Below are 25,500 nucleotides of genomic sequence, written 5' to 3'. Positions count from 1 at the left end.
CCCGCTCAGGGAGGCGCCCCTCAGGCGGGCGTCGCGCCCAGGGCGGCTGCGGCGTCGCGCATCGCCTGTTCGGCCGTGGCGACGGTGATGAGGCTGTTCCCCGCCGTGATGTGCAGGCCGTACGCGTCTTCGAGCGCGACGAGGTTCATGGCCAGGGTCTCGACGGGCAGGCGGAGGGTGAAGTCCCCGTTCGCCGCGCCGCCCTCCAGGACGCCCTGGTACGTCCGGAGCTGTCGCCGGTACATGGCCTCGACGAGTTCGTGGTGCAACGCGGAGTTCCCGGCGAGGACGTCGAATTCGTAGAGCAGGCGCATGAGGGCATCGTCCGGGCCGCTCGGAAGGCCGTGCCGGATGGCCGCCGCGAGACGGGCGGCGGCGGTGGGCAGACCGGCCACGATCGCATCGCGGGCGTCGCAGAAACGTGCGACGCCGGCGCGGTGCGCCTCCACGAGCAGCTCGTCCAGATCCTCGTAGTAGTAGAGGACGGCGCCCCTGGTCAGGCCGGCTTTCGCCGCGACGTCGGTCATCGAGATGGAGCGCAGCCCGCGTTCCGATGCCGCCTCCAATGCGGCGGCCACGAGCTTCTCGCGTCGTGCAGTCTGGTTGCTCGGCCTCGCCATGCCTTGACGTTAGCAGAGCGCCGGTGCTTCACTGAGAGAGTTATTTGACGATGATGTCAAAGAATTCCTCTGACTCCCGACAGGACCCCGCCATGCTCGATCTCCTCCTGACCCGCGCGACCGTCCGGACCTTCGATCCCGCTCAGCCGTGGGCCGAGGCCGTGGGCATCACCGACGGCCGTATCAGCTATGTGGGCAGCGCGGCGGAAGCGCCGTCGGCCCGCCGGACCAGGGACCTCGACGGCGCGCTGGTCACCCCGGGCGTGATCGATTCGCACAACCATCTCCTCCTCGGGTTCGACGCCGACGCGGTCAGTCTCGAGGGCGCCGAGACGCTCGAGGAGGTCCGCAGGCGGATCAAGGAACTCGCGGACCGCCGCCCCGAGCTGGACTGGATCTGCGCCGAGAACGCCGTCTACTCGGTGGTCCCCGGCCGCCGCCCGAACGCCCGCGACCTGGACGGCCTGACGGACCGCCCGGTGTTCGTCACCACCTACGACCAGCACTCCGTCTGGCTCAACGAAGCGGCCCTGCGGGTCCTCGGCATCAGTGGCGAGGGCATCAGGGAGGGCGGGGACATCCCGTGGGGCAACCCCGAGCTCGACGCCGACGGCCGCCCCACCGGCTGGGTCACCGACTTCTACACGAGCGCCATGACCACGGCGGGCCTCGCGGGTCTCCAGCGGGACATCCCGATGTACTCCCCGGACCGCCGCTACCGGAAATTCCTCTCGAGCCTGGAGATGGCCACAGCCACGGGCATCACCACGGTCGTCGAGCCGCAGGTCCCGCTCGCCGAAGTGCCCCTCCTGGAGCGCGCGATCCGCGAGGGCAAGCTGTCCTCCCGCGTGATCGCGGCGCTCTTCCACCCTGTCGACGCCGACGACGCCTTCCGCCGCGAGCTCCGTGACGCCGTCGACCACGGCCCGTCCCACGACCGCCTCCGCCTCGGACCCATCAAGCTCTACGCGGACGACGTGATCGAACCCCACACCGCCTGGATGCTGGATGATTACGCGAACCGTCCCGGCCATCGCGGGCACCCCTCGGCGGCCCTGGGCGAACTCACGCGGATCGTCACCGAGCTGGATCGCCTCGGCTTCCAGACCCACACCCATGCGACCGGAGACGGCGGCATCCGTCTGGCGCTGGACGCGATCGAGCACGCGGCGCGCGCCAACGGGACCACGGACCGCCGCCACGGGATCGTCCACGTCGAATGCCTGGACCCCGCGGACCTTCCGCGGTTCCGTGACCTCGGCGTCACCGCCGCCATGCAGCCGCGGCACTGCTCCCCGGATCTCGTGGCCGGGACGTGGATGGAGAACGTGGGCGAACAGCGCTGGGACAGGGCCTGGCGGTTCCGGTCGCTCATGGAATCCGGAGCGCATGTGGCCCTGTCCAGCGATTGGCAGGTGGGCGAGATGGATCCCGTGGTGGGCTTCTACTCGGCGCTCACCCGGGCCGGGCTGGACGGCTCGGACGCCTGGACTCCGGCGGAATGCCTCACCCTGGATCAGGCCCTCCGCGGCTACACGGCCGAAGGCGCCTGGGCCTGGCATGCGGAGCACGAACTCGGCGTCATCAGGCCCGGCGCGCTGGCCGATCTGGTGGCCTGGAGCGGGAATCTTTACGACCACGAGCAGGACCCCGCAGCGCTCCTGGAACACCGCGCCGCCCTGACGCTGGTGGGCGGCGAGGTGGTGCATGACGCGGACATCGACCCCGCGCCGGTCCCGGTTTACGGCGGGCAGTCGCACTGCTCGGCCCACGACAGCCACGCGCCCGCCGAGGGCTGAAAGTACCGGAAACGCCGCGAGTGGGCCTTGCGGTCACCGGATCCCGGACGGGATGGTGACCGAAAGACCCACTCGCGATGCGGGTGGCGGGTCGGCCGTCAGATCAGACGACGTCCCGCGACTTGTTGAACTTGGCGATGGCCTGCTGGGTGCCACGGTTGGTGAGGACCTGGATCACGGCGCTCACGGCGGCGGAGATGACCGCGAAGCTGAGGGCGGCGCGGAGGCTCGCCTCGGCGTCGTCGCCCTTCTGCGGGGGCTTGTTGCCCGTGGCCTTCTCCCACGCGGCGTTCACCAGCTTCGACCCCACGAGACCTGCGCCGATGCTCACGGCCGTACCGAGCAATTTGAACAGAAGCTGCATGTTTCTCCCTCACGGTGCTGACAATGCCGTCACTGTAAGCCTAGTACGCGAGGGGCCCCAAGCGAGCTTGCCAGTTTGGGGGAGCGGACTAGGCGCTAGTACGCAGGGGTCCCCAAGCGAGCTTGTGGGTTTGGAACGCACTGCCTCGGAACGCACTGAGCCCCCGCCGGGTGGGCGGGGGCTCAGTGCGCGTGCGGGACGGGTCAGCGGCCGGCGTTCACCGGGTCGCTCTCGGGCTCGTCGTCACGCTGGGTGTCCTGCTCACCCGCGGCCGGCACCACGGGGATCATCCCCGTCTCGATCAGCCGTTCGCGCTGGCGGGCTTCCCGGCGCCCGCCCGGGATCGGGTTGCCCAGCTCGCGCGGCTCGGCGTCGGGGAGCTGGATGAGCGCGTGGGAACCGGTGTGGGCGTGCGGCTCCTCCGGCCGCTCGACGACGACGCGCTTCCCCTTCGCCTTCTTCTTCGGCTTCGCGGGGCTCGCCGCAGCGGTGGCCGGGGCGGTCGCCGACGCGCCCGCTGCGGAGGCGGCAGGGGCCGAGACGCCCGCCGTCGCTGTGGCCAGGGCGGGAGCCGGCCCGCCGGCGTCGTCGGCCTTCGCGGAGTCCTCACCGTGGTCCTGGTTCAGGCGCGCGCCCTCCACATCGACGTCCGGAAGGTGCTTCTCCAGCCAGGCCGGCAGCCACCAGGCGCGCTTGCCCAGGAGGTGCATGGCCGCGGGGATCAGGGTCATGCGCACCACGAACGCGTCCACCAGCACGCCGAACGCCAGGGAGAAGCCGAGGGGCCGGACCATCGTCAGGTGGTTGAAGATGAAGCCCGCGAACACGCTGGTCATGATGATCGCTGCGGCGGTGACCACGACGGCGGCGTGCTTGAAGCCGATCCGGACGGCCGCCTTGGCCTTCGCACCGTGGACATAGGCCTCGCGCATGCCGGAGCCGATGAACACCTGGTAGTCCATCGCGAGGCCGAACAGCACGCCGATCAGGATGATGGGCAGCATGCTCAGGATCGGGCCGGGGTGCGGGACGTCGAACACGGAGCCCAGCCAGCCCCACTGGTACACGGCCACGACCGCGCCGAACGAGGCGGCCAGCGACAGCAGGAAGCCGGCGGTCGCAAGGACCGGGACCCAGATGGACCGGAACACCAGAAGCAGCAGGATCAGGGACAGGCCCACGACGATGCTCAGGTACAGCGGCAGGGCCTCGATCAGCTTGTTCGAGACATCGATGTTCGCGGTGGTCTGACCCGTCAGGCCGATCTTCACGCCGAGATCCCGCTGGATGTCCGCCCCCTTGGCGCGGATGTCCGCGACCACCTGGACGGTCTTCTCGCTCGCCGGACCCTCGGTGGGGATCACCTGGAACACGGCGGTCTGGCGGTCGTCGCTGAGCTTGGCGGGCACGGCCGCGACGACGCCCGGGACGGAGCGCAGGCGGTCGGCCAGGTCGAGCTGCTTGAGGGCGGCGTCCTGCTCGCTCAGACCGGCCGGGAACTCGCCGACCACCACGATCGGTCCGTTCATGCCGTCCCCGAAGGACGTGCTGATGGTGGAGTACGCCTTGTACGCGCTGGAGTCGGCGGCCTCGGAACCGCCGTCCGGCAGTGCCAGGTGCAGCTTCTGCGCGGGAAGGGCCACCACGCCCAGCACGACGACGGACACCACCACAGCCAGCCACGGCCACTTAGTGACCCAGGCGCCCCAGCCGCGCGCGGCGTCGTCGTCATCTGCCAGCGGGTGCGCGGCGCTGTCCGCGGCGCGCCGCCAGCCTCGCTTCGAGATGACGCGCTTGCCGATCAGACCGAGCACCGCGGGAGTGAGGGTCAGGGAGACGAGCACCGACACGGCGACCGTGGCTGCGGCGGCCAGCCCCATGAGGCTCAGGAACGGCAGGCCGGGTACGGCGAGGGCGGCCAGCGTGATGACCACCGTGACGCCGGCGAAGAACACGGCGTTGCCGCTCGTGCCGGTGGCGCGGGCGACGGATTCCTCCATCGACATGCCGGACAGGATCTGACCACGGTGCCGGTTGACGATGAAGAGGGAGTAGTCGATGCCGACGGCCAGCCCGAGCATGAGGGCCAGGATCGGCGTCATGCTGTTCATCTGGATGACGCCCGAGAGCGCGATGGTGCCACCGACGCCCACGCCCACCCCGGCGATCGCCATGAGGAGCGGAAGGCCCGCGGCGATCAAGGTGCCGAGCATGATGATCAGGACCAGCACCGCCACGCAGAGGCCGATGATCTCCGCGGGTCCGGCCAGGCTCCCCAGATCCTCGGAGAGCTCCTTGCTCGGGTAGACGTTGAGTCCGGTGTTCTCCGTGGCGACGAGGCTGTTCACCACGTGGTCCCGGTCCTCGGTGGAGAGGGCGCTCAGGGAGCCCTTGAAGGTGATCTGCGCGACCGCGACCGTGTCGTCCTTGGAGACGAAGCGGATGCCCTGCGAGGCGTCGGACTTGCGCTTGTTGAAGTCCAGCTCGGCCTGGTGGCTCGCGAGTTCCTTGGCGGCTGCGTCGGCCTTGGCGCGGCCGGCGTTGTAGTCCTTCTCGGCGGCGGCGATCTGGGCGGCTGCGGCCTCGGCCTGGGCGGCGGGCACCTGCACGCCCGAGTTCTGGGCTGCGGCGGCCTGCGCCTTGGCGCTGTCCAGCTGCTTCTTGGCGTCGTCCAGCTGCTTGTTGCCGGCCTCCTGCTGGGCCTTGCCGGCGTCGAGCTGCTTCTGAGCCGCTGCCAGCTTGGCCGGGGCGGCGTCCACCTCGGCCTGCGTGGTGAACGGGTCGACGCTGGACTGGACCTGCGAGGTGCCGTTGAGCTTGGTCAGGGCGTCGGAGACGGCCTTCTTCTGCTCGTCCGTGAACGGCTTGCCGTCCTTGTTCTGGAACACCACGGACGCCGTGCCGCCGGCAGCCTCGGGCAGTGCCTGCTTGAGGTGGTCGATGACCCGCTGGGTCTCGGTGCCCGGGATCTTGAACTCGTTGGTCAGCTGTCCCTTGAACAGTGCGGCGGAGCCGCCCACGGCCAGAAGTACCACGAGCCAGAAGGAGACGACCCACCAGCGGTGCCGGTAGGAGAACTTGCCGAGCCTGTAGAGCAGGAGTGCCATGGTCTGTGCCTTTGTTGGTGCCGGTGGTGCGGGGCGGAGTGCGAGTGGACGGGAGGTCTGGTGTTGCGGTGTTCCGGATGTTCCGGATTCTCCAGGGCGGGCCGCTCAGGCGAAGCCGTTGCGGAGGTGCTGGAGCGCCTGAGTGATGAGGTTTCTGAGGACCATGCTGTGGGCATCCGTCACCTGTCCACTGCGAGGTGCCTCGTGTTCCAGCCAGTACTCCATGGCGGCCTTCCCGGCGCCGATGATGGCGCCCACCATGGTTCTGACGAAGAAGGGGTCGGCTTTTGTTCCCAGACGCTCCACCGCGGCGGCGCTGAGCTTGCTGGTGGCATCGTCCCAGGCCATGAGCTGCCAGCGCTGGACCTGGGGCTGGTTCTCGGTCAGGAGGCACATCCGCGCCATGCGGGAGAGCGATCCGGGCTCGACGAGCGCCATGACCGCGGCGATCGCGGAGTCGAGGATCGTCTCGTCGGCGGGGCGCTGGCGGAACTCCTCGATGGCGCCGTCCAGGAAGTTCTGGACCGTGGCCGCCAGGGCCGCTTCGGGGCTCGGGAAGTAGTTGAAGAAGGTGCGGCGGGAGATGCCGACGGCGTCGGCCAGGTCCTCCGCCGTGAAGTTGCCCAGGCCGTTCTCGGAGAGCAGGTTGACCGCGGCCTCGATGATGGCGGCGCGAGTGGCCTGCTTATTGAGCTCGCGGCGAGAGGTCTTCTCCTCCGCGGAGCCGCCGTGGGGATGATCCGGTGGAGTTCCGTCCAGGAAAGTGGTGGAGTCCATGCTCCGATGGTACGGCAATTTGTGCACCCAGTGCAATTAGGGGACCGAGTGCAAAGTTTGGGCTTGGTGTGCTGCTCGTTCGATAGCGGACTCAGCAGTAGGCAGCGGGCACGGGGGCCTGGTGGAGAACCCGTGGTGGAGAGCTGGCGGACGCCCCGGACCGGGGCGGCGCTCAGTTCCCCAGAACCTGATCCAGCGGGGACTTCAGGGTGTTGTAGTCGCTGGAGTCGACCTGCAGCAGCTGACCTTCCAGGACCAGGGACGGGGTGCCCCGCAGGCCGAGTTCCTTGGCGTCGTCGAGGTCCCGCTGGACACGGGTCGCGACGGCCGGGGACGTGAAGTCCTTGGCGAAGCGGTCCATGTTCAGCCCGAGCTCGCGGGCGTACCCGGTGAAGGTCTCCGCCTGGCCCGACGTGGACTTGGCCCACTCGGCCTGCTTGCTGAACACGAGGTGGCCCATCTTCTCCAGGGCGCCCTGTTCAGCCGCGGCCTCCACGGCCTTGGCCGCGAGCGGGGCGTTCTCATGCATGGGGAGCGGGAAGTTGCGCACGACGATCCGCACCTCGGAGCCGTACTCCTTCTTGGCCCGCTCGATCAGCGTGTCCATCTTGGCGCAGTACGGGCACTGGTAATCGGTGAAGAGGATGAGCGTGGTCCGCGGCTTCGCCGGGTTGGCGATGATCCTCGCATCAGAAGGGACCAGCTTCGCCATGAGCTCGGCGGACGGCGTGGCCGGTGCGGTGCTGCTGGGGGTGGCGCTCGCGGACGGCGCGGAGGCACTGGACGACGACGGCGCCCCGCACGCTCCCAGCGTCCCCGCGGCGACCACGAGGGACAGCGAGGCGAGGAGGGTCTTGGCGGTTAGTCCGGCCTTCTGGGGGCGCATCAGTCTTCTTCCATCGTCACGTTCGGCTTGCGTGTGAGCCTAACGATGGCGAAGAGACGGGACCAAGTTTCGTGAGGAGGGCCACCCGTGTGTTGTCCGTAGGCGCGGCGCTGAGCTCGCTGCCGGGGGTTCGAGATCGCTACGGGCGACAGCGTGCTCGGGCTCTCCATAGCGAGTTCAGCCATCGGTGGGCGTCCCGCGCGCACCCGGCCCGGGCTCACTCTCGCGGCGCCCGGGGAATGTGACAGCGGGGCCTGCGCCGGCGTCGTCGTGCAGGTATAAACTGGGGTGCACAACGAACGACAGGGGAGCGCCGCCACCGCAGGGTGTGTGGGCGCTGAGAGTGCGGAGCAACCGCAGACCCTCGAACCTGATCCGGTTAGTACCGGCGATAGGGAGTCGAGCATCTCAGAACGTGCCTCCGGGCACCTCCCCTCCTGTAATCCCAGGAGGATGACAATGACTACTCAGGCTGTTGCCCAGCGTCGTGGCTGGCGCGTGGTGGACATCGTGGTGGCGGCACTGATCGCCGTGGCCGGTGGCGTGCTGTTCTGGGCGTGGTCCCAGGGCGCGAACCTGATCACCCCGCTGACCGCCGCCTACGCTCCGCTCTCGGGCCTCTACGCCGGCGGGTGGATGATCCCTGCCGTGCTCGGCGCCCTCATCATCCGCAAGCCCGGCGCCGCCATCTTCTGCGAGGCCGTGGCCGCGAGCGGTGAGCTCATCATGGGCTCGCAGTACGGGCTCACCGTGCTGATCTCCGGGCTGCTCCAAGGCCTCGGCGCGGAGCTGATCTTCGCCGCGTTCCTCTACCGGAAGTTCAACCTGCCCACCGCGGTTCTGGCCGGGGCGGCGTCCGGACTCTTCTGCGGTCTCAACGACAGCTTCCTGCCCTGGGGCTGGAACATCGCCTACGACGGCACCGCCAAGTTCCTCTACATCCTCTTCTGCCTCATCTCCGGCGCCGTGATCGCAGGCGCGCTGTCCTGGGTTGCCACGCGTGGCCTGGCCCGGACCGGTGCCCTCTCCTCCTTCGCCTCCCGCAAGGCCGGTACCGAGCCGGTCTTCGGCTGATCATGGGCGGAGTCGCCGGCGGCGTGCGGCCGGCCCGGGTCACGGCACGAGGCTGGGGCTGGCGTCACGGCGGCCGCAGCCGGGCCGCTGTGGCAGGGCTCGACCTGGACCTGGAACCCGGGGAGAAGGTCCTCCTGCTGGGTCCGTCCGGCGCGGGCAAGTCGACGCTGCTCCACGCTCTTGCCGGAGTCCTCGGCTCTGCGGAGGACGACGACGCCGACGAGTCCGGCACGCTCCTGATCGACGGCCGCGTACCCCGGGATGCCCGGGGCCGGGCCGGTCTCGTCCAGCAGGATCCGGAGACGCAGGTGGTGCTCGGCCGCGTGGGCGACGACGTCGCCTTCGGCGCGGAGAACCTCGCCGTGCCGCCCTCCGAGATCTGGCCACGGGTCCGCCAGGCCCTGCACGACGTCGGGCTCGGGTTCCTGCCCCTCGACCACCCCACCCATGCCTTATCCGGTGGGCAGAAACAGCGACTGGCGCTCGCAGGGGTGCTCGCGATGCGCCCCGGACTGGTGCTGCTGGATGAGCCCACCGCCAACCTGGACCCCGATGGCGTGCTCGAGGTCCGCGATGCCGTGATCCGCGCGGTCGCCGCTTCCGGCGCGACACTCCTGGTGGTGGAGCACAGGGTGGAGGTGTGGAAGGACTCGGTGGACCGTGTGGTGGTCCTGGGTGCGGGAGCCGAGGGGCCGTCCGGTGTGGTCGCCTCGGGTGATCCCGACGCCGTTCTCGACGCCCAGGGGGACGCGCTGGCGGCCCAGGGGGTCTGGATCCCGGGCCGGGTGCCAGTGCTGGCCGGCGCAAGCCGTTCCGGAGATCGCACGGTCGGCCGTTCGAGCGGTGGTCCCGTGGCGTCCCATGCCGTGGGGTCTCCTGCCGGTGCGGTTCTTCTGGAAGCCCGGGGCCTGGCCGTGAGCCGGGCGTCGGCGTCGCGTCGTGGGCTCGCCGCCCGGAAAACCGTTCCCGTGCTGAGTGGGGTGGATCTGGAATTGCGGGCCGGCAGCGCGCTGTCGGTGACCGGGCCCAACGGCGTGGGTAAATCGACCCTGGCCCTCACCCTGGCGGGGCTGCTCGCCCCGGCCGGGGGCGCCGTCGTCGGCTCGTCCGACCTGCTGGCCGCGGGTGCTGCCGTGCCCCGGCATCCGGAGCCGTACCGCTGGAAGGCGAAGGAGCTGATCACGCGGATCGGCACGGTGTTCCAGGAGCCGGAGCACCAGTTCGTGACCGGCAGTGTGTTGGATGAGTTGCGCTTCGGGCCGCGGCAGCTGGGCCGCGGCGAGGAACGCGTGGACGAGCTGCTGCACCGCCTGAGGCTCGACGGGCTGGCCGACGCCAACCCGTACACGCTGTCCGGAGGCGAGAAGCGGCGCTTGTCCGTCGCGACCGTGCTCGCCGCCCATCCCCGTCTGCTGATCCTGGACGAGCCCACCTTCGGACAGGACGCGCGCACCTGGGCGGAGCTCGGGTCGCTGCTGGTCGAGCTGCTCGACGAGGGCGTCTCGCTTCTCTCCGTCACGCACGACGCCGACTTCACGCACGCCCTCGGCGCCACGGAGCTGGTGCTCGGGCGAGCGCCGGGGCCGGAGCTTGCGGGCGCGGCCGCCGTCGTGCGAACCGGAGACGAACCCGGGAAGGGGGAGGCATGAGCATCGTGACCGACGACCGCGCCGTCATCGACCCGTACGCGGCGTCCCGCGCCGAGCTCCCGCTCCTGGGGCGTGCGAATCCGCTGTCCAAGTTCGGCGCGCTGGCGATCATCACCATCGCCCTCGTGTGGTCGATCGACTGGCTGTCGGCCGGGATCGCGGTGCTGTGCGAGCTCCTCGTGCTCCCGCTCGCGGGCCTGAATCTCCGCCTGCTGTGGACCAGGGCGTGGCCGCTCGTGGCCGCGGCCGTCCTGGGCGGCTGGAGCACGGCGGTGCTCGCCCCGGACAAGGGCCCGCTCATCTTCAGTGTCGGGATCTGGACCATGGGTGAACATTCGCTGCTCCTGGGTGTCGGGTTCCTGCTGCGTGGCCTGGCGATCGCGTTGCCGGCGGTGATCGTCATGGCGTGCACCGAGCCGACCGACCTGGCCGATGCCCTGGCACAGCTGGCGCGCCTCCCGCACCGCTTCGTCCTGGGCACCCTTGCGGCGCTCCGCCTGGTGGGGCTCATGGTGGCTGAGTGGCAGATCATCGGCATGGCCCGGCGGGCACGTGGCGTCGGCGCCTCCGGGAACTTGGTGTCCGCTCTGGCTGCGAAGCTGGGGCAGAGTTTCGGGCTGCTCGTCCAGTCGATCCGCCGGGCCTCCCGTCTGGCCGTGACCATGGAGGCCAGGGGCTTCGGCGCGGGACCGCGAACCTGGGCCCGGCCGTCCCGGCTCTCCATCGTCGACGCCTGGGTGGCACTGGGTGCTCTGGTCATCGCAGGGGTGGCCGTCGGGACCTCGGTGCTGCTGGGCGTCTGGCACGTGGTGTACTGACCTGGCTGGTGGGTGCGGAGGCTGGCGGGCTCGTCGGGCACGTCGGGCAGCGGCTGCTGAGTGGCCCGGACCCGCGGATCGTGACGCGAAACGCCGTGGGAAATATCGCACGATATGACTTAGGTATCCCATATTCGAGCGGACGGACCCGCGATTTGCCCTCGGGTAACTCACATCTGATATATTCGTGCTCATGACTGAGACGATGGATCACCTGGCTTCCTGGCTTCGCGACGCCCGCAGCGAGAAGGGCTGGACCCAGGGCAAGCTGGCCGAGGAGCTGGGCACCAGCCAGAGCGCCGTGGCCCGTATGGAGACCGGCAAGCAGAATCTGAGCCTGCGCATGATCCGCCGCCTGGAGGATCTGTTCGAGGCGACGCTCCTGACTCCCGCGCGGCCGCGCGTCACCCACCTGCGGGTGGAGGGCGGACATCAGCTCAGCGGCGCGGTGGACGTCAACAGCAGCAAGAACGCCGGCGTCGCGCTTCTGCTGGCCAGCCTCATCAACCGCGGCACCACCACGCTGCGCCGCCTGGCGCGCATCGAGGAGGTCAACCGGATCGTCGAGGTGCTGGCGAGCATCGGCGTCGAGTGCACCTGGCTCAACGACAACGATCTGCAGATCCGCCGCCCCGCCGTCCTCGACCTGGACGCCATGGACGTGGACGCGGCCCGTCGCACCCGCAGCGTCATCATGCTCCTTGGCCCGCTCCTGGACGAGCGCGAGGAGTACCAGCTGCCCTACGCCGGCGGCTGCGACCTCGGCACCCGCACCGTGGAGCCGCACATGCAGGCGCTGCGCCAGTTCGGGCTCGCCGTGGAGGCCAAGTCCGGCTTCTACCTGGTTCAGGCCCCCGAGGCCGACAGCAAGGACCGCACCTTCGTGCTGACCGAGCGTGGCGACACCGTCACCGAGAACGCGATCATGGCCGCCGCGCACCGGACCGGCACCACCGTGATCCGCAACGCGAGCCCCAACTACATGGTCCAGGACCTCTGCTTCTACCTGCAGATGCTGGGTGTGACCATCGAGGGCATCGGCACCACCACGCTGCGCATCACCGGTCGCACCAACATCAACCAGGACATCGAGTACTTCCCGTCCGAGGACCCGATCGAGGCCATGAGCCTGATCACCGCGGGCATCGTGACGAACTCCGAGGTCACCGTGCGCCGTGTGCCGATCGAGTTCATGGAGATCGAGCTGGCGTTCCTGCAGCACATGGGCCAGGAGCTGGAGATCTCCGGCGAGTACGTGGCCCGCAACGGCCACACGCGCCTGGTGGACGTCACCACCAAGCCGAGCACGCTGCACGCCTCCGTGGACAAGATCCACCCCATGCCGTTCCCGGGCATGAACATCGACAACCTGCCGTTCTTCGCGGTCATCGCGGCCAACGCCGAGGGCCAGACCATGATCCACGACTGGGTCTACGAGAACCGTGCCATCTACCTGACGGAACTCAACCGTCTCGGCGCGAACGTGCAGCTCCTGGATCCGCACCGCATCTACGTCAACGGCCCCACCAAGTGGCGCGCGGCTGAGATCGGCTGCCCGCCGGCACTCCGCCCGGCCGCCTGCCTGCTGCTGGCGATGCTCGCGGCCCGTGGCACCTCGACCCTGCGCAACATCTACGTGATCGAGCGCGGTTACGCCGACCTGGCGGACCGTCTGAACTCCATCGGCGCGCGGATCGAGTACTTCGAGGACTGATCCGTCCCCCTGCAGTTCGCGAGAGAACAGTTGACGCCCCCAAAACCAGGTTTTGGGGGCGTCAACTGTTCTCTCGCGGGGGAGCTCCGCACCGTGCGGGTGGTTCCCGGGGAGAATGGAAGGATGAGCTCCATCCACCAGCGTTTCTGGACCCTGCCCGGCCTGCTCGGCAAGCACGTCGCACGGCTGCCCTGGTGGGTCGTGTTCCTGGTCGGCCTGGCGTCCCTGGCCGGTGGCGTCTGGCTGTTCCTTCATCCGCTCGGGGCGCTGACCCGCATCGAGATCTACGCCGGGGCGGGCTTCGTGCTGTCCGGCCTGGGCGATCTGGCCGACGCCGCGCAGGAGGCCCGGGCCGGAAAGGCGCGACGACGGCTCTGGCCCTTCCTCCTCGGGCTCGTCTGGATCGCGGCCGGCCTCGTCGTGCTGCTGATCCCGCTCCCGTCCGCCGTGCTGGTGTACCTGGCGGCGCTGACCTTCATCTCCAGCGGGGCCACGCGACTGGTCGAGGTGCTCCGCAACCACTCCGACGCGCCGTGGCAGGACCTTCTCCGGAGCATCCTGGACCTGGTCCTGGCCGCCTTCTGCGCGGTTCTGCCGGGCACCGGGACCACCGTGCTGGCCTTCGCGTTCGGCCTGCGCAGCGTCCTGGTCGGCCTGAAGATCGCCGTCCTGTCCGTCACGAAACTGCGCCGGGCCCAGGCGGCCGCCCCCGCCTCTTCGTCCTCGCGAGAAGCCAGTTGAGCACAGTCCGGGAGCTCAGGACTGTGCTCAACTGGCTTCTCGCGAGCCGCGGGGGAAGGGGAAGAGGGCGAGATGTTCGACCTTGACGTGATCGGCGCCGGCCTGCCGTTCGCCGCGGCACTGGGGGAGCTGTCCGCCGTACTCGGCGGACCGGACGGGTCCGCTTCCGGGCGCCTGGACGACGACGCCGGGCCCGCCGCCGTCGTCCAGGCGCCGCCCGGGACGGGCAAGACGACCCTCGTCCCGCCTCTCGTGGCCACCCTCGCCGGTGCGCGGGCCGCGGGGAGGAGCCCGCGCGTCGTCGTGACCCAGCCGAGAAGGGTCGCCGCACGAGCCGCGGCAGCGCGCCTGGCCGATCTGGACGGGAGCCCGCTGGGACGGAAAGTGGGCTTCACGGTCCGTGGTGAACGGCAGGCCGGGCGGGACACCGTCGTGGAGTTCGTGACTCCGGGCATCCTGCTGCGCCGCCTCCTGGCCGATCCCGCACTGGACGGGGTGGACGCCGTCGTCCTGGATGAAGTGCATGAACGCGCCCTGGAGAGCGACCTGCTCTTCGCCATGCTCGCCGAGCTGCGGCAGCTCCGCGATGACCTGCTGGTGGTCGCGATGTCCGCCACCCTGGACGCCGCGCGGTTCGCGGAGCTGCTCGGCGGGGCCGCGGGCGCGGTGCCCGTGGTCGACTGCCCCTCGGCGCTGCATCCGCTCGACGTGGCGTGGAGTCCATCGCCCGTGGCGCGGATGGACGAACGCGGCGTGACCAGGGGTTTCCTGGACCACGTGGCCGAGACGGCGGCCCGCGAGCACCGGACCGCGCTCGCCGAGGATCCCGGGATCGACGCCCTCGTCTTCGTGCCAGGAGCCCGGGAGGTCAGGCATGTCAGCGAACGGCTCCGCGGTCTGACGCCGGGCACGGAGGTTCTTGAGCTCCACGGTCAGATCAGCCCCGCGGAACAGCAGCGGGCCGTCTCGGGACGCCGGCCGGGGGACCGCCCGCGCATCGTCGTGTCCACATCCCTGGCGGAATCCTCGCTCACGGTCCCCGGCGTGCGCCTCGTGATCGACTCGTGCCTGAGCCGTGAGCCCCGGAGAGATGCCTCGCGGGGTATGAACGGTCTGGTGACCGTGGCGTGTTCGCGGGCGAGTGCCGAGCAGCGGGCCGGACGCGCCGCGCGACAAGGCCCGGGACGTGCGGTGCGGTGCTGCGACGAGCGGGCCTTCGCCGCCGCCCCCGCACAGCCGACGCCCGAGATCGCCGCCGCAGACCTGACCGAGGCCGCCCTCGTGCTGGCCTGCTGGGGCGCCCTGCCCGGGGTGCTCTCCGGCGTGGATGGCCCCGATCGTTTCGCCCTGCCCGACGCACCTCCGCAGCCCGCCCTGCGCGACGCCCTCGCCACCCTGACAGCCCTCGGAGCCGTGACCCCGGACGGTCAGCCGACCGAGGAGGGCCGGATCCTCGCCGGGATCCCCGCCGACCCCCGGCTGGGCCGGGCCCTGCTGGAAGGCGCGGCGCTCCTGGGCGCCCGGCCCGCGGCGGAGGCCGTGGCCCTCGTGGCGCGGGAGTTCCGGGCGCCGGGCGCCGACCTGGGCAGGCTCCTGAGCGGGCTGCGCTCCGGCCAGGACCCGCAGGCGCGGGCGTGGAAGGACGAGGTCCGCCGCTTCGAGCGCATCGCCGACTCCTCACGCACGACGACGCCGGCCCCCGCCCGGGCGGTGCCGCGCGGGGAGGAGGTGGGCGCCGTCGTCGCGCTGGCCTTCCCGGCGCAGGTGGCGCGCAGGGTGCCGGGCGAGCGGGAGGTCTACCTGCTGGCGTCCGGGACCCGGGCGGCCCTTCCGTCGGGGAGCTCACTCTCGGGGCACGAGTGGCTCGCGGTGGCGGAGGCGAGCCGGGCCGGCGGTCGGGAGGCCGCCGGGACCGGGGCCGTGATCCGTGCCGCCGCGGGGATTTCAGGGGAGACCGCGGCGCTCGCGGCGTCGCATCTGCTGGGCGACGGTGTGGAGGCGTCCTTCGACGGCGGCAAGGTGGCCGCACGGAACGTGTCCCGGTTGGGGGCGATCGTGCTGTCCTCGACGCCCGTGAAGCCCGGCCCCCGTGAAGGCCACGCCGCGGTTCTCCGGGCCCTGGAACGGGACGGGTTGGACGCCATCGGCTTCCCCGGCCCGGCGGACGCACTGCGGCGGAGGCTCGCGCTGTTGCACCGCGTGCTGGGGGAGCCGTGGCCGGACATGTCGTCGGCGGCGCTGCTGGCCCGTGCCGACGAGTGGCTGGGTCCCGAACTCGACGCGCTCGCAGGCGGGGAGTCCGTGAAGGGGCTGCCGCTCGTGGACGCCTTGCGCCGTCTGCTGCCGTGGCCCGAGGCCGTGCGGCTGGAGGAACTTGTGCCCGAGGAACTCGAAGTGCCGAGCGGACGCCGGGTGCGCCTGGAGTATCCGGAGGTGGAAGAGGCCCCCGCCGACGGCGCTCCCGTGCCGCAGCCGGTGGTCGCGGTGAAGCTCCAGGAGTGCTTCGGCTGGGCCGAGACGCCGCGGCTCGTAGACGGACGGGTGCCCGTGGTGTTCCATCTGCTGTCCCCGGCGGGTCGGCCGCTGGCCGTGACGGCGGACCTGGCCTCGTTCTGGTCCGGTCCGTATGCGCAGGTCAGGGCCGAGATGCGGGGACGGTACCCGAAGCACCCCTGGCCGGAGGACCCGTGGGCCGCCGTCGCGACCGCCCGCACCAAGAACCGGATGGGCGGGTAGAGTCACCCAGCGGACGGGCGCCGCATCGTGCTCGCGCCGAGTTCGGGGGTTCGCGCCGAGATCACTGCCTGCAACCCTCGTCGTCGGAACGAACCTCCGAACTCGGCGACAAGCTCCTCTGAAGTAGATCAATGGGAAGAAGGAATCATGACCAAGCGCATCCTGCACGTCGTCACCAATGTCAGCCACTACGACGATCCGGACCACCCCACCGGCCTCTGGCTCTCCGAACTGACCCACGCCTGGGAGGTGTTCGAGGAGCGCGGCTACGAGCAGGTGATCGTCAGCCCTCAGGGCGGGAAAGTGCCGTTGGAGCCGCGCTCGCTGAAGTTCCCGAGCTACGACAAATCCGCCAAGGCCTGGCATGCCGATCCGGAGCGGATGGCGCTGCTGGAGAACACGCTCAGCCCCGATCAGGTGAACGCGGAGGACTTCGACGCGATCTACTTCACCGGCGGGCATGCGGTCATGTACGACTTCCCGGACAGCGAAGGCCTGCAGCGCCTCACCCGCGAGCTGTGGGAGCAGGGCAAGGTCGTCTCCTCGGTGTGCCACGGCTACTGCGGTCTGCTCAACGTCCGTCTCACGGACGGGAGCCTGCTGGTGGACGGCAAACACCTCACGGGTTTCGCCTGGCAGGAGGAGGTCCTCGCGCGGGTCGACAAGCTCGTGCCGTACAACGCGGAGGAGGAGATGAAGAAGCGTGGCGCCCTGTATCAGAAGGCCAAGCTGCCGTTCGTCTCCTACGCCGTGACCGACGGCAAGCTCGTCACGGGCCAGAACCCCGGTTCCGCGAAGGAGACGGCGCAGAAGGTCGCCGCGCAGCTCTGAGGCGGGGCCGACGTTCGACGACGGCGGGCCGGGCAACGTTCGGGAAACAGCAAGCCGGCCTTCGCGGACGCGCGCTACAATCGGCTCCGTCGCTGTCGTCCTGCGACGCGCGCCGCCCGCCCGGGGCTGAGCGCGCCGTCGCGGATCCCGTGCGTTCGCCGAACGCCGCCGGAAGGAAGCCATGCCGAATTTCATCCTTCTGGCCGCTTGTGCGGTGCTGCTCTGGGCGCTGAACGCGCAGTGGCTCAAGAGATCGGGCATCGTGGGTCCTGCCGCCCTCGTGGCACTGGGTTCCGTGATGGTGCTGCTGGACGTCGACTCCTTCTCCACCTTGCTGAGCCTCGACGCGGTGCAGAAGTCGGTGGAGATCATCCTCGCGGTGATCCTCTTCGTGGACGCGACCGAGGTGCGGGGCGGGATCTTCGGTGGAGTGGGCCGTGCCGTGTCCCGGCTCGTGCTGATAGCCCTGCCGCTCTCGCTCCTGATGGCCGTGCTGTTCGGTCTGGGACTGAAGCCGGATGCGGACCTCTTCGTCCTGATCGTCGTGGCCTGCATCGTGATGCCCACGGACTTCGCCACGTCCACCGAGATCCTGCGGAGCAGTGCGCTCCCCGCGCGGACCCGGCGCATCCTCAATGTGGAAAGCGGGTACAACGACGGGCTGGTGTCCCCGATCTTCATCATGGCGCTCGCTCTGGCGAAGCTGTCCCTGTCCCTGGGGTCGCAGATCCCCGATCCCGAGTCCCTCTCGGGCGCATCCCTGGCATCGGTGGAGCGCCATCTCGATGAGTTCGCGGCGGCCTTCGTGAACGCCGTCCCCGCGACCTTGGGTGCCATCCTGGTGGGCGTTCTGGTCGGCGGGATCTCCGGTTACAGCGTGCGGAAGCTGTCGGAGACCCGCGAGATGTCCGCTCCGGGAACGCGGTACGTCATGTTGCTGATCCCCCTCATCTGCTACGGGATCGCCACACTTCCCTGGCTTGAGGCGAACGGATTCGTGGCTGCGTTCGTGGCGGGTCTGATGTACCGCCTCACGCGGACCTGGCGCACGCCGAAACTGGCGATCGGCCACGGGGAGCGCTCCCTGGTCGAGGACACCGCCGAGCTCGCCGGGCTGTTCGTCTGGTTCGCGCTGGGCGGGGTCGCCACGTTCGTCACCCTGAAGATCGGCGGCGTCGATTGGCGCGCGCTGTACTTCGCATTGGCGGCGCTCACCGTGGCACGCATCGTCCCCGTGCTGATCTCCCTCCTCGGCACCAGGTTCCGGTGGAAGGAGCGGCTTCTCCTCGGAGTCGTCGGCCCGCGGGGCACGGCCACGATCGTTTTCGGTCTCCTGGCTTATCACGCTCTGGAGGGCGACCAGGCCTTCACCGTCCTCACCATCACGGTCTACACGGTGATCCTGAGCATCGTGCTCCACGGGGTCCTCACTCCGTATGTCCTGACGCGGATGTCGCGACGCCGGCCGGACGCCGCTCCTTCGCCGTAGCATGAGGTCCATGCTCGCTCCCTCCGCCGCCGTCGGCCTCGCCCTGGATGTCGCCCGAGAAGGTCTGGAACGCGGGGAGATGCCCATCGGGGCGGTCGTGTTCGATGAGGAGCGGATCCTCGCCCGAGCGCACACGCAGGAGAAGGCGCTTTGGCGAAGGATCGTCCATGCGGACCTCTTGGCCATGGAGCAGGCGGACGAAGTCCTGGGGTTCGAGAAGCCCCGGGGGCTACTGACTCTGGCGGTCACCCTCGAACCGTGTCTCATGTGCATGGGTGCGGCCATCACGCTGGGGGTCCAGCGGATCTGGTACGCCCTCGAATCACCCAACGACGGCGCCGATGCCCTCCTGAAGCTGTGGGAGCCGCCGGTGGAACAGGCGTTTTTCTCCCGACCCGGGGAGATCACCGGTGGGATCCGGCGAACCGAGTCCAGGCAGCTGTTCGCGGAGTACGCCGCCGGAGACGGTCCCTCGGGAATGCGTGCCTGGGCCCGCAGTCTCGGCTGAGGCGGGGCTGACGTTCGACGGCGACGCCCGCGCCGCCGGTCAGCGGGCGAGGAAAGCCGTCAGCGCCGCCATGATCACCGCGACCGCGATGCCGATCAGCACCGGACCGACCCAGGCCCCGGCCGGCACGGCGAGTCCCCGCTGCACCCGGCTGAGGCGGGCGAGGGCCGGGTCGGAACCCGCGTTCGCGTGGTCGTCCGGGGTGGCGAGGGGGTCGATGATCGCGACCGCCGGGTCGGTGGGGCTCAGGCGGAGCCACGCGCCGCTGGAGGGCTGCGGCGAAGCCGTCACAGGGAGCCGGACTGCGACGGGAAGGACGCCCCGTTCGCGGGTGTTCGCCGCGAAGAGCGCGGTTTTGAAGGTGGCGCGCCGTCGTGCCGGCATGATGCGCACCAGGACCGCCGTCGCTGCAGGCCAGGCCGCCCCGCCTGAGGCCATGGCGGCGGTGCCGCAGTCATCCAGCCGCCGTTGCAGGTTCCGCTCCTCCGAAGCGATGAGGGGGAGGAGCACCGCCATGCTCGCGGTCGAAAGGGCGACGGAGACGGCGACCATCACTGACGGGACCACGCTGCTGCTCTGTCGGCTGAGGCCCAGCAGCAGCCCGGCGAATCCACCGAGCACCAGGCCCACGGCGATCGACTGGCACAGCAGGGCGATACGGAAGACGCGCTGCTGACGCTCGGGAATGGTCTGCATGGCGACAGTGTATCCAGTCGATGGGCTAATCCGATGAACCCGGCGGGCCCCTTCGGCGAGGACGCTCCCCACACAGCTGTGGCCCGGGCATCGCCCGGGCCACAGCCTGCATGTCGCGAGTGGCGGAAGTCCGCCGTCGGGAAGCTACTTCTTGAAGATGTCCTTGACGTTCTCCACGGCCTCGGCCGCAGCGTCCTTGACCTTTTCGCCGGCCTGCTTCAGGCCCGCCGATGCCTGGTCCTTCTGACCCTCGGCCTCGAGGCGCTCATCGCCGCTTGCCTGGCCGGCCGCTTCCTTGGCCTTGCCACCCAGCTCTTCAGCCTTGTTGTTGATCTTGTCGCCGATACCCATGATGTCCTCCTCGTCAGCGGGCTCGTGGCCCTTGGTCGAATCCTGGAACGGGCGGTAAGAGATGACTCTCCCATCAACCGCTACGCCGTGAAGCGATACTTCAATCATCATCACACTTGTTCTGGGTCCGCAACCCGGCGAACTCCCAGGAACCGCTGAGAAGCCCGGAATGGCTGGGATCTCGGGGCTGTTCGCGCTGCGCTGAACCGGTTCGGCGGCCCAGTTCGGCGGCCAGATCCGGCGGGCGGAACGGAGGAGCGGGAGGCCGACCTGCCCGGGCGCGCCCGTCAGGCCTCGCCGCGGTGCCCGGATGTCCGGCGCGGGCCGGAAGCCTCCCGACGGCGGCTCCGTCGCGGTACGGTTCCGGCATGGACTTCGCCGCCCCGGACACCGCCCCTCCTACACTCGGCCTGCCTGAGGCCCTCGAGCGGATCGAGCGGCTGCTCGCGTCCGGGGAGCGCGTCATCCTCGGCCTGGCCGGCGCGCCCGGCGCCGGGAAGACCACGCTCTCCACGACGCTGGTGGACCACTTCGGCCCGGATCTCGCCGTCGCGGTCCCGCTCGACGGGTATCACCTGGCGAACGCCGTGCTGGAACGGCGCGGGCTGCGGCAGCGCAAGGGCGCCGCTGAAACGTTCGACGGCGCGGGCTACGTCGCGCTGCTCCGCCGGCTCCGCGCGCGGGATGAGGACGTCGTGTTCGCCCCGGAATTCCGGCGCGAGATCGAGGAACCGGTGGCGGGCGCCATTGCCGTGCCGCGCGAAGCCCGGCTGATCGTCACGGAAGGCAACTACCTTCTGCTCCAGGACGGACCCTGGGCGGGTGTGCTCCCGCTTCTCGACGAGGCCTGGTTCGTGGAACCGGACGACGGCGTCCGGCTGGAGCGGCTCATCGCGCGTCACGAGGCGTTCGGCAAGAGCCCCGAGGCGGCGCGCGCCTGGGCGCTCGGGACGGACGAGGCCAACGCCCGCCTGATCCGTGCCGCGCGGGGGCGGGCAGCCGTCGTCGTGCGGCCGGGGTGAGGGGCGCGGGAGGAATCCGCTACGCCGCGCCGTCCCGGGGGAGGACCATGAGGTGGATGGGCAGGTCGAGCCCGGGGTGCCAGGGCGCGGAGATCGTGGCGATGATCCGCCAGCCGCGCCGCTGGTAGAGCTGCACGGGACGCTCCGCGGAGGCGACGACGTCGAGCACCGGCAGGCCGTCGGCCGCGGCGGCTCGCGTGGCGCGTTCCAGGAGCGCCGAGCCCACGCCGGATCCCGCCTGCGCCGGGTCGGTGAAAAGGACGCTCACGCAGCGCAGTTCGTCGACGCCTGCGTCGAGCGCTTCGGCCCACAGCCGCCCTTCGTCGCCGTCGTCGACCCGGGTGACCGCGACATGACCCAGCAGCGTGCCATCGGCGGCTTCGGCCACCCAGGAGGCCAGCTCGCCGTCGCGCACGAGGAAGGATTCGGCGCCGCCGGGGAACGGCCAGACGAAAGGATAGCGGCTCGTGGGCTGCTGGCGTTCGAGCAGTTCGGCGAGCGCGGGGACGTCGCCGGGAACGCGGGGCCGGATGGTGAACTCCATGAGGCCTCAGCGTAGAGGAACCGGCGGGCAAAGCGACTCAGGGGCTCGGTGACTCAGTGGCTCAGCGGATGAGCCCCGCGGCGCGGAAGGCGCGGTCGTAGATCTCCCGGATCACGGACTCCTTGCGGGCGTTGTACTCCATGGAGTGTTCACCTGCGGCGGTCGCCTCTGCCGAGGCGCGCAGTTTCGCCGCCTCGTAGAGTTCGCGATCGTCGGGGTTCCCGCGCAGCCAGTCGCGGAAGATCCGGTGCTTGACCGGTTCCGGGCTGACCGGGCCGAAGACATGGAGGTGGCAGGCCGGTTCCTGCAGGGCGAGCATCCGGTGGCCGAACCACCACGGCTCGCGGACCCGCAAGACGAACCCGTGCTGTTCGAGTGCCGGGACGTAGTCCTCCTCCTGCTCCGGGTCCGCGACGATGAGGTCGATGTCGATGGTCGGCTTGGCGGACAGCCCCGGCACCGAGGTGGAGCCCACGTGCTCGACGGTCAGCGCTCGCCAGCCGAGCGCACGGCGGATCCGACCGGCCAAGGTCTCGAACAGCTCGGGCCACTCCGCCCGCGGCGGCACCACGGCGATGCCGGGGCTCGGCCCGGCACCGTTCACATAGGGATCGGCGCCCTCCGGGACGGGAGGTTCCTCGAAGCTGACGATGCTCTCTCTGCTCGGCATGGGGCCATCCTTCCACGCGGCCGCCCGTCCTGCCCGCTCTTCCTGCCCGTTTCCGACCGATACGGCGCCGCCTCTTGCCCCGGAGCCGCGGAGCGCAGACGGTGGAACGCCTGGCCGATGCAACCCGAGCGTTAAACGCCGAGCGGGCGGGTGGAGATCAGCTCACTTCTCGGGTGTGTACGTGCAGCGGGCGGAGCCGTAGGCCGTGTTGCTTTCCTGCTTCGACACAGATTTCCCGTCCACCAGGATCTCGCAGCCGAAGGCCGGGCTGGCAGCCTCCCTGTCCTCACTGCGCACGGTCAGGGAGAGCGTGCCGTCGGACTTGGCCTGGACGGTGCTCGTGGAGTCGGATCCGACCTCGGCATAGCGGCTGCTGGAGCTCTGAGCTCCGCTGGCCGACCAGCGTGAATTCACCGAGACCTTGCCGTTCGTGGTCACCTTGAACTCGACGGACACGTCGTTGGAGGGCTTCTCGCTCGTGTAGCGCGAGTACAACTTGTAGTAGTAGCAGCTCGCGGCGGCGTACTTGCCCTCTCCGGTCTCCTTGGCCACAGTCGTCCCGTCGACCACGATCTCGCAGCTGATCTTGGTGTCGGTCGCCGAGCTGCTGGTCGGGTTGGCCGAGACCCTCAGGGAATCCTTGGCCTGAGCGGTGAACTCCGTGGTCTGGTCCTTGCTGATGCTCACTTCGGAGGTTCCAGTCGGGGTGGACCAGCGAACATCCGTGGGCGTCGAGGTGGTGACGATGTACTTGACCGAGACCTGCTTGTTCCGGTCCTCGTTGTAGGTCTTGAGCGGGTCGGGCCGGTCCGCGATGCTGGTCAAGGCCGCGAAAGCGAGCATGGCGAGGATCGAGCCCAGGACGCCGACGAGGCCCAGCCCCGCGCCGAACCACGCCATGACCGTGCCGCCGAACTTCTTCACGAGCGACACCACGCCGAGCGTGATGGCCGCGAGGCCCGCCACGAGTGCCAGGACATTGACGATCGGGATCCACGCGAATACCAAGGAGGCGATACCGCAGATCAGGGCCGCGATCGCCAGACCCTTAGGACCCGACGACGCCGGCGGCAGGCCGCCGTACTGAGGCGCACCATAGCCCGGACCTCCATAGCCCGGGCCGCCCGTGCCTGCGCCGCCCTGGCCTGGTCCTCCTGAGCCGAATCCGCCGTACTGGGGAGTTCCGCCATAGGGGGCGCCGCCCGGCGCCTGACCTGGACGGGGCTGACCGGGGTAGGACTGGCCGGGCTGTGGCTGGCTGGGCTGGCCCGGGTAGGACGATCCGGTCGGAGCACCGGGACCCCGGTACGGCTGACCCGGCTGCTGACCGGGCTGTGCCTGACCTGCCGATGCCTGGCCTGGCGACGCCTGCCCGGGGTTGGCCTGCCCGGGAGCGGCCTGTCCCGGATACGGCGGAGCCGGGGTGTTGCGAGGCTGGTCTTCTGGCTGCCGGCCGTCGGGTCCCGAACCGGCGGAGGGGGTGTTGTGCGACATGGTGCTCTCCGAGTGATAGTCAAGCGACTGTAGTTACCGCTTGACACCATCCTAAAGGCGGGGAGCCCGGTGGGCACCTGCGAAGTGAGGGGACCACTCCCCATTGACAGCACCGCTGGGACGTCAAGCGGGGCGCGGCGACGCGCCGTCGTCGGGCCCCGCCGTCATCCGGCCCCGGGGCGGCGGTCGGAACCCGGGCGGAGGGGTCAGGCAAGCAGGTCCACGTCGCGCGGTTCTTTCACCAGCGAGACGCCGATGAAGGAGATCACGGCGGCCAGCGCGATGTAGAGGCCGATCACCCACGAGGAATGGAACTGGTTGAGGAGCGCGTCGGCGATCATCGGGGCGAAGGCCCCGCCGAGCACGGCGCCGAGTGCGTAGCCGATCGAGACGCCGGAATAGCGGACGTTGGCCGGGAACATCTCTGCATAGAGGGCTGCCTGCGGTCCGTAGGAGAGCCCGAGCCCCAGCGTCATGACGAAGAGTGCGACGAAGTAGAGGACGATGTTGCGGGAGTCGATCAGGAACCACATCGGGATGGCCCAGACGGCGAGGAGGATGTAGCCGAGCTGGAAGGTCCGCACTCGTCCGAGGCGGTCGGAGAGGTGGCCGCCCCAGAGCGTGAAGATCAGCCAGCCGAACGAGGCGAGTGCGGTCGCCAGGAGAACGCTCGGGCGGTCCATGTGCAGCGCGGTCGAGGCGTAGGCCGCGAAGTACGCGATGAGCAGGTAGCCGGCCGCGTTGTTGGCGATGAAGATGATCGCGGTCAGGAAGACCTGGCGCGTGTGATGGCGGAACAGCTCGCCGAGGGGTGCGGAGGACTCTTTGCGACGGCGTACGAGTTCGTCGAAGACCGGACTCTCCTCGACGGCACGGCGGATCACGAAGCCGACGACGATGAGCACGATCGAGAGCAGGAAGGGGACTCGCCAGCCCCAGGTCAGGAAGGCCTCCTTGGACATGGAACTGGTGAGGGCCCAGAGGGTGAAGGTCGCCAGGATCATGCCGATGGGAACGCCGATCTGCGGGAAAGCGCCGAAGAGGCCGCGCCGGCTCTTCGGGGCGTGCTCCACGGCCATGAGGGCCGCTCCGCCCCATTCGCCGCCGGCCGAGAAGCCCTGCAGGATCCGGAGGAGGATCAGCAGGATCGGAGCCGCGATGCCGATGGCGTTGTAGTCCGGCAGGAACCCGATGAGGGAGGTGGAGAGGCCCATCATGACGAGGGTCAGGACCAGCATCTTCTTGCGGCCCAGGCGGTCACCGAGGCGGCCTGCCACGACCGCGCCGAGAGGGCGGAACAGGAAGGAGATCCCGATCGTGGCGAACGAGAGCACCTGCGCCAGGGCCGGGTTCTCGCGTGAGACGGGAGCCAGGAAGAGTGGCGCCAGGACGAGGGCGGCGGCCTGGGCGTAGATGAAGAAGTCGTACCACTCGATGGACGTCCCCACGAGCGTCCCGGCGAGAACCTTGCGTTCTTCGGAGGAGAGATTCCGGCCCCTGGCGGGAGCGATGGCAGGTGACGACATGCGAACTCCATTGTTCTGATCCTGCGCGCAGGCGGATCCGCCGCGCGACGGTTACCGAATGTTCGGTAAGTTAGCGAGAGCATA

Annotated in this window: 22 protein-coding genes and 1 riboswitch; of the genes, 11 read left to right on the top strand and 11 right to left on the bottom strand. The window is 69.9% G+C overall.

From position 1 onward, the window contains the following. Positions 1-20 precede the first annotated feature (20 nt). Positions 21-620, bottom strand: coding sequence for a TetR/AcrR family transcriptional regulator (locus AB6732_RS12715; protein ID WP_370960312.1), 600 nt, complete (start codon positions 618-620; stop codon positions 21-23). Positions 621-712: 92 nt separating this feature from the next. Here AB6732_RS12715 and AB6732_RS12710 point away from each other — a divergent pair, with 92 nt between their 5' ends. Next, positions 713-2,419: an amidohydrolase gene (locus tag AB6732_RS12710; protein WP_370960311.1), complete on the top strand. Its 1,707-nt coding sequence runs from the start codon at positions 713-715 to the stop codon at positions 2,417-2,419. Between the two features lie 103 nt (positions 2,420-2,522). On the opposite strand, the gene AB6732_RS12705 is transcribed toward AB6732_RS12710, so the two are convergent. The 4 genes from AB6732_RS12705 to AB6732_RS12690 all read right to left on the bottom strand — a co-directional run bounded on the left by AB6732_RS12705 (position 2,523) and on the right by AB6732_RS12690 (position 7,553). Beyond that, positions 2,523-2,783 carry a DUF4235 domain-containing protein gene (locus AB6732_RS12705; RefSeq protein WP_066213955.1) on the bottom strand — a complete coding sequence of 87 codons (261 nt, stop codon included), beginning with the start codon at positions 2,781-2,783 and terminating at the stop codon, positions 2,523-2,525. 203 nt (positions 2,784-2,986) lie between these two features. After that, entirely contained in the window at positions 2,987-5,890 is a 2,904-nt protein-coding gene (locus tag AB6732_RS12700) for an MMPL family transporter (RefSeq protein ID WP_370960310.1), read from the bottom strand. A gap of 105 nt (positions 5,891-5,995) precedes the next feature. Further along, a complete protein-coding gene (locus AB6732_RS12695; protein WP_307498304.1) occupies positions 5,996-6,667 on the bottom strand; it encodes a TetR family transcriptional regulator in 672 nt (223 codons plus the stop codon). A gap of 172 nt (positions 6,668-6,839) precedes the next feature. Then, positions 6,840-7,553 (bottom strand): DsbA family protein, encoded by a 714-nt coding sequence (locus tag AB6732_RS12690; RefSeq protein ID WP_370960309.1) that lies wholly within the window; start codon positions 7,551-7,553, stop codon positions 6,840-6,842. Between the two features lie 294 nt (positions 7,554-7,847). Beyond that, positions 7,848-7,968, top strand: a riboswitch (TPP riboswitch). Between the two features lie 44 nt (positions 7,969-8,012). Here AB6732_RS12690 and AB6732_RS12685 point away from each other — a divergent pair. The 9 genes from AB6732_RS12685 to AB6732_RS12645 all read left to right on the top strand — a co-directional run bounded on the left by AB6732_RS12685 (position 8,013) and on the right by AB6732_RS12645 (position 19,113). After that, positions 8,013-8,627: an ECF transporter S component gene (locus tag AB6732_RS12685; protein WP_370960308.1), complete on the top strand. Its 615-nt coding sequence runs from the start codon at positions 8,013-8,015 to the stop codon at positions 8,625-8,627. A 2-nt stretch (positions 8,628-8,629) separates the two neighbouring features. Then, positions 8,630-10,276 carry an ABC transporter ATP-binding protein gene (locus tag AB6732_RS12680; RefSeq protein WP_370960307.1) on the top strand — a complete coding sequence of 549 codons (1,647 nt, stop codon included), beginning with the start codon at positions 8,630-8,632 and terminating at the stop codon, positions 10,274-10,276. Then, a complete protein-coding gene (locus AB6732_RS12675; RefSeq protein ID WP_370960306.1) occupies positions 10,273-11,094 on the top strand; it encodes an energy-coupling factor transporter transmembrane protein EcfT in 822 nt (273 codons plus the stop codon). Before AB6732_RS12680 ends, AB6732_RS12675 begins: the two co-directional genes overlap by 4 nt. Before the next feature lie 193 nt (positions 11,095-11,287). Beyond that, complete coding sequence (locus AB6732_RS12670; protein WP_370960305.1) at positions 11,288-12,808, top strand: UDP-N-acetylglucosamine 1-carboxyvinyltransferase; 1,521 nt, start codon at positions 11,288-11,290, stop codon at positions 12,806-12,808. Positions 12,809-12,931: 123 nt separating this feature from the next. Further along, complete coding sequence (locus AB6732_RS12665; protein ID WP_370960304.1) at positions 12,932-13,549, top strand: HdeD family acid-resistance protein; 618 nt, start codon at positions 12,932-12,934, stop codon at positions 13,547-13,549. A gap of 72 nt (positions 13,550-13,621) precedes the next feature. Beyond that, positions 13,622-16,285, top strand: a complete 2,664-nt coding sequence (hrpB, locus tag AB6732_RS12660) for an ATP-dependent helicase HrpB (RefSeq protein WP_370960303.1) — start codon at positions 13,622-13,624, stop codon at positions 16,283-16,285. 147 nt (positions 16,286-16,432) lie between these two features. Continuing rightward, positions 16,433-17,116 (top strand): type 1 glutamine amidotransferase domain-containing protein, encoded by a 684-nt coding sequence (locus AB6732_RS12655; RefSeq protein ID WP_370960302.1) that lies wholly within the window; start codon positions 16,433-16,435, stop codon positions 17,114-17,116. Positions 17,117-17,297: 181 nt separating this feature from the next. Then, entirely contained in the window at positions 17,298-18,605 is a 1,308-nt protein-coding gene (locus AB6732_RS12650; RefSeq protein WP_370960301.1) for a cation:proton antiporter, read from the top strand. Positions 18,606-18,615: 10 nt separating this feature from the next. Continuing rightward, a complete protein-coding gene (locus tag AB6732_RS12645) occupies positions 18,616-19,113 on the top strand; it encodes a nucleoside deaminase (protein WP_370960300.1) in 498 nt (165 codons plus the stop codon). Positions 19,114-19,152: 39 nt separating this feature from the next. On the opposite strand, the gene AB6732_RS12640 is transcribed toward AB6732_RS12645, so the two are convergent. Together AB6732_RS12640 and AB6732_RS12635 are read right to left on the bottom strand one after the other, a co-directional pair. Continuing rightward, positions 19,153-19,809, bottom strand: coding sequence for a hypothetical protein (locus AB6732_RS12640; RefSeq protein ID WP_370960299.1), 657 nt, complete (start codon positions 19,807-19,809; stop codon positions 19,153-19,155). Positions 19,810-19,953: 144 nt separating this feature from the next. Further along, the gene (locus AB6732_RS12635; protein WP_066213992.1) at positions 19,954-20,160 is read right to left on the bottom strand and encodes a CsbD family protein; all 207 of its coding nucleotides are present in this window, start codon (positions 20,158-20,160) and stop codon (positions 19,954-19,956) included. Positions 20,161-20,528: 368 nt separating this feature from the next. Here AB6732_RS12635 and AB6732_RS12630 point away from each other — a divergent pair, with 368 nt between their 5' ends. Continuing rightward, positions 20,529-21,182 carry a nucleoside/nucleotide kinase family protein gene (locus tag AB6732_RS12630; protein WP_370960298.1) on the top strand — a complete coding sequence of 218 codons (654 nt, stop codon included), beginning with the start codon at positions 20,529-20,531 and terminating at the stop codon, positions 21,180-21,182. 19 nt (positions 21,183-21,201) lie between these two features. On the opposite strand, the gene AB6732_RS12625 is transcribed toward AB6732_RS12630, so the two are convergent. From AB6732_RS12625 to AB6732_RS12610, 4 genes are all read right to left on the bottom strand, one after another. Beyond that, positions 21,202-21,726 (bottom strand): GNAT family N-acetyltransferase, encoded by a 525-nt coding sequence (locus AB6732_RS12625; protein WP_370960297.1) that lies wholly within the window; start codon positions 21,724-21,726, stop codon positions 21,202-21,204. Between the two features lie 61 nt (positions 21,727-21,787). Continuing rightward, entirely contained in the window at positions 21,788-22,396 is a 609-nt protein-coding gene (locus AB6732_RS12620; protein ID WP_370960296.1) for a GrpB family protein, read from the bottom strand. 162 nt (positions 22,397-22,558) lie between these two features. Continuing rightward, on the bottom strand, positions 22,559-23,890 hold the full coding sequence (locus AB6732_RS12615) for a hypothetical protein (RefSeq protein WP_370960295.1): 1,332 nt from the start codon (positions 23,888-23,890) through the stop codon (positions 22,559-22,561). Positions 23,891-24,096: 206 nt separating this feature from the next. Further along, positions 24,097-25,416, bottom strand: a complete 1,320-nt coding sequence (locus AB6732_RS12610; protein ID WP_370960294.1) for an MFS transporter — start codon at positions 25,414-25,416, stop codon at positions 24,097-24,099. Positions 25,417-25,500 lie beyond the last annotated feature (84 nt).

This window comes from Arthrobacter sp. RCC_34 (assembly GCF_041360795.1).
Taxonomy (GTDB): domain Bacteria; phylum Actinomycetota; class Actinomycetes; order Actinomycetales; family Micrococcaceae; genus Arthrobacter_E.
Note: the sequence above shows the minus strand (reverse complement) of the source record. Positions and strands in the feature narration are given on the sequence as shown.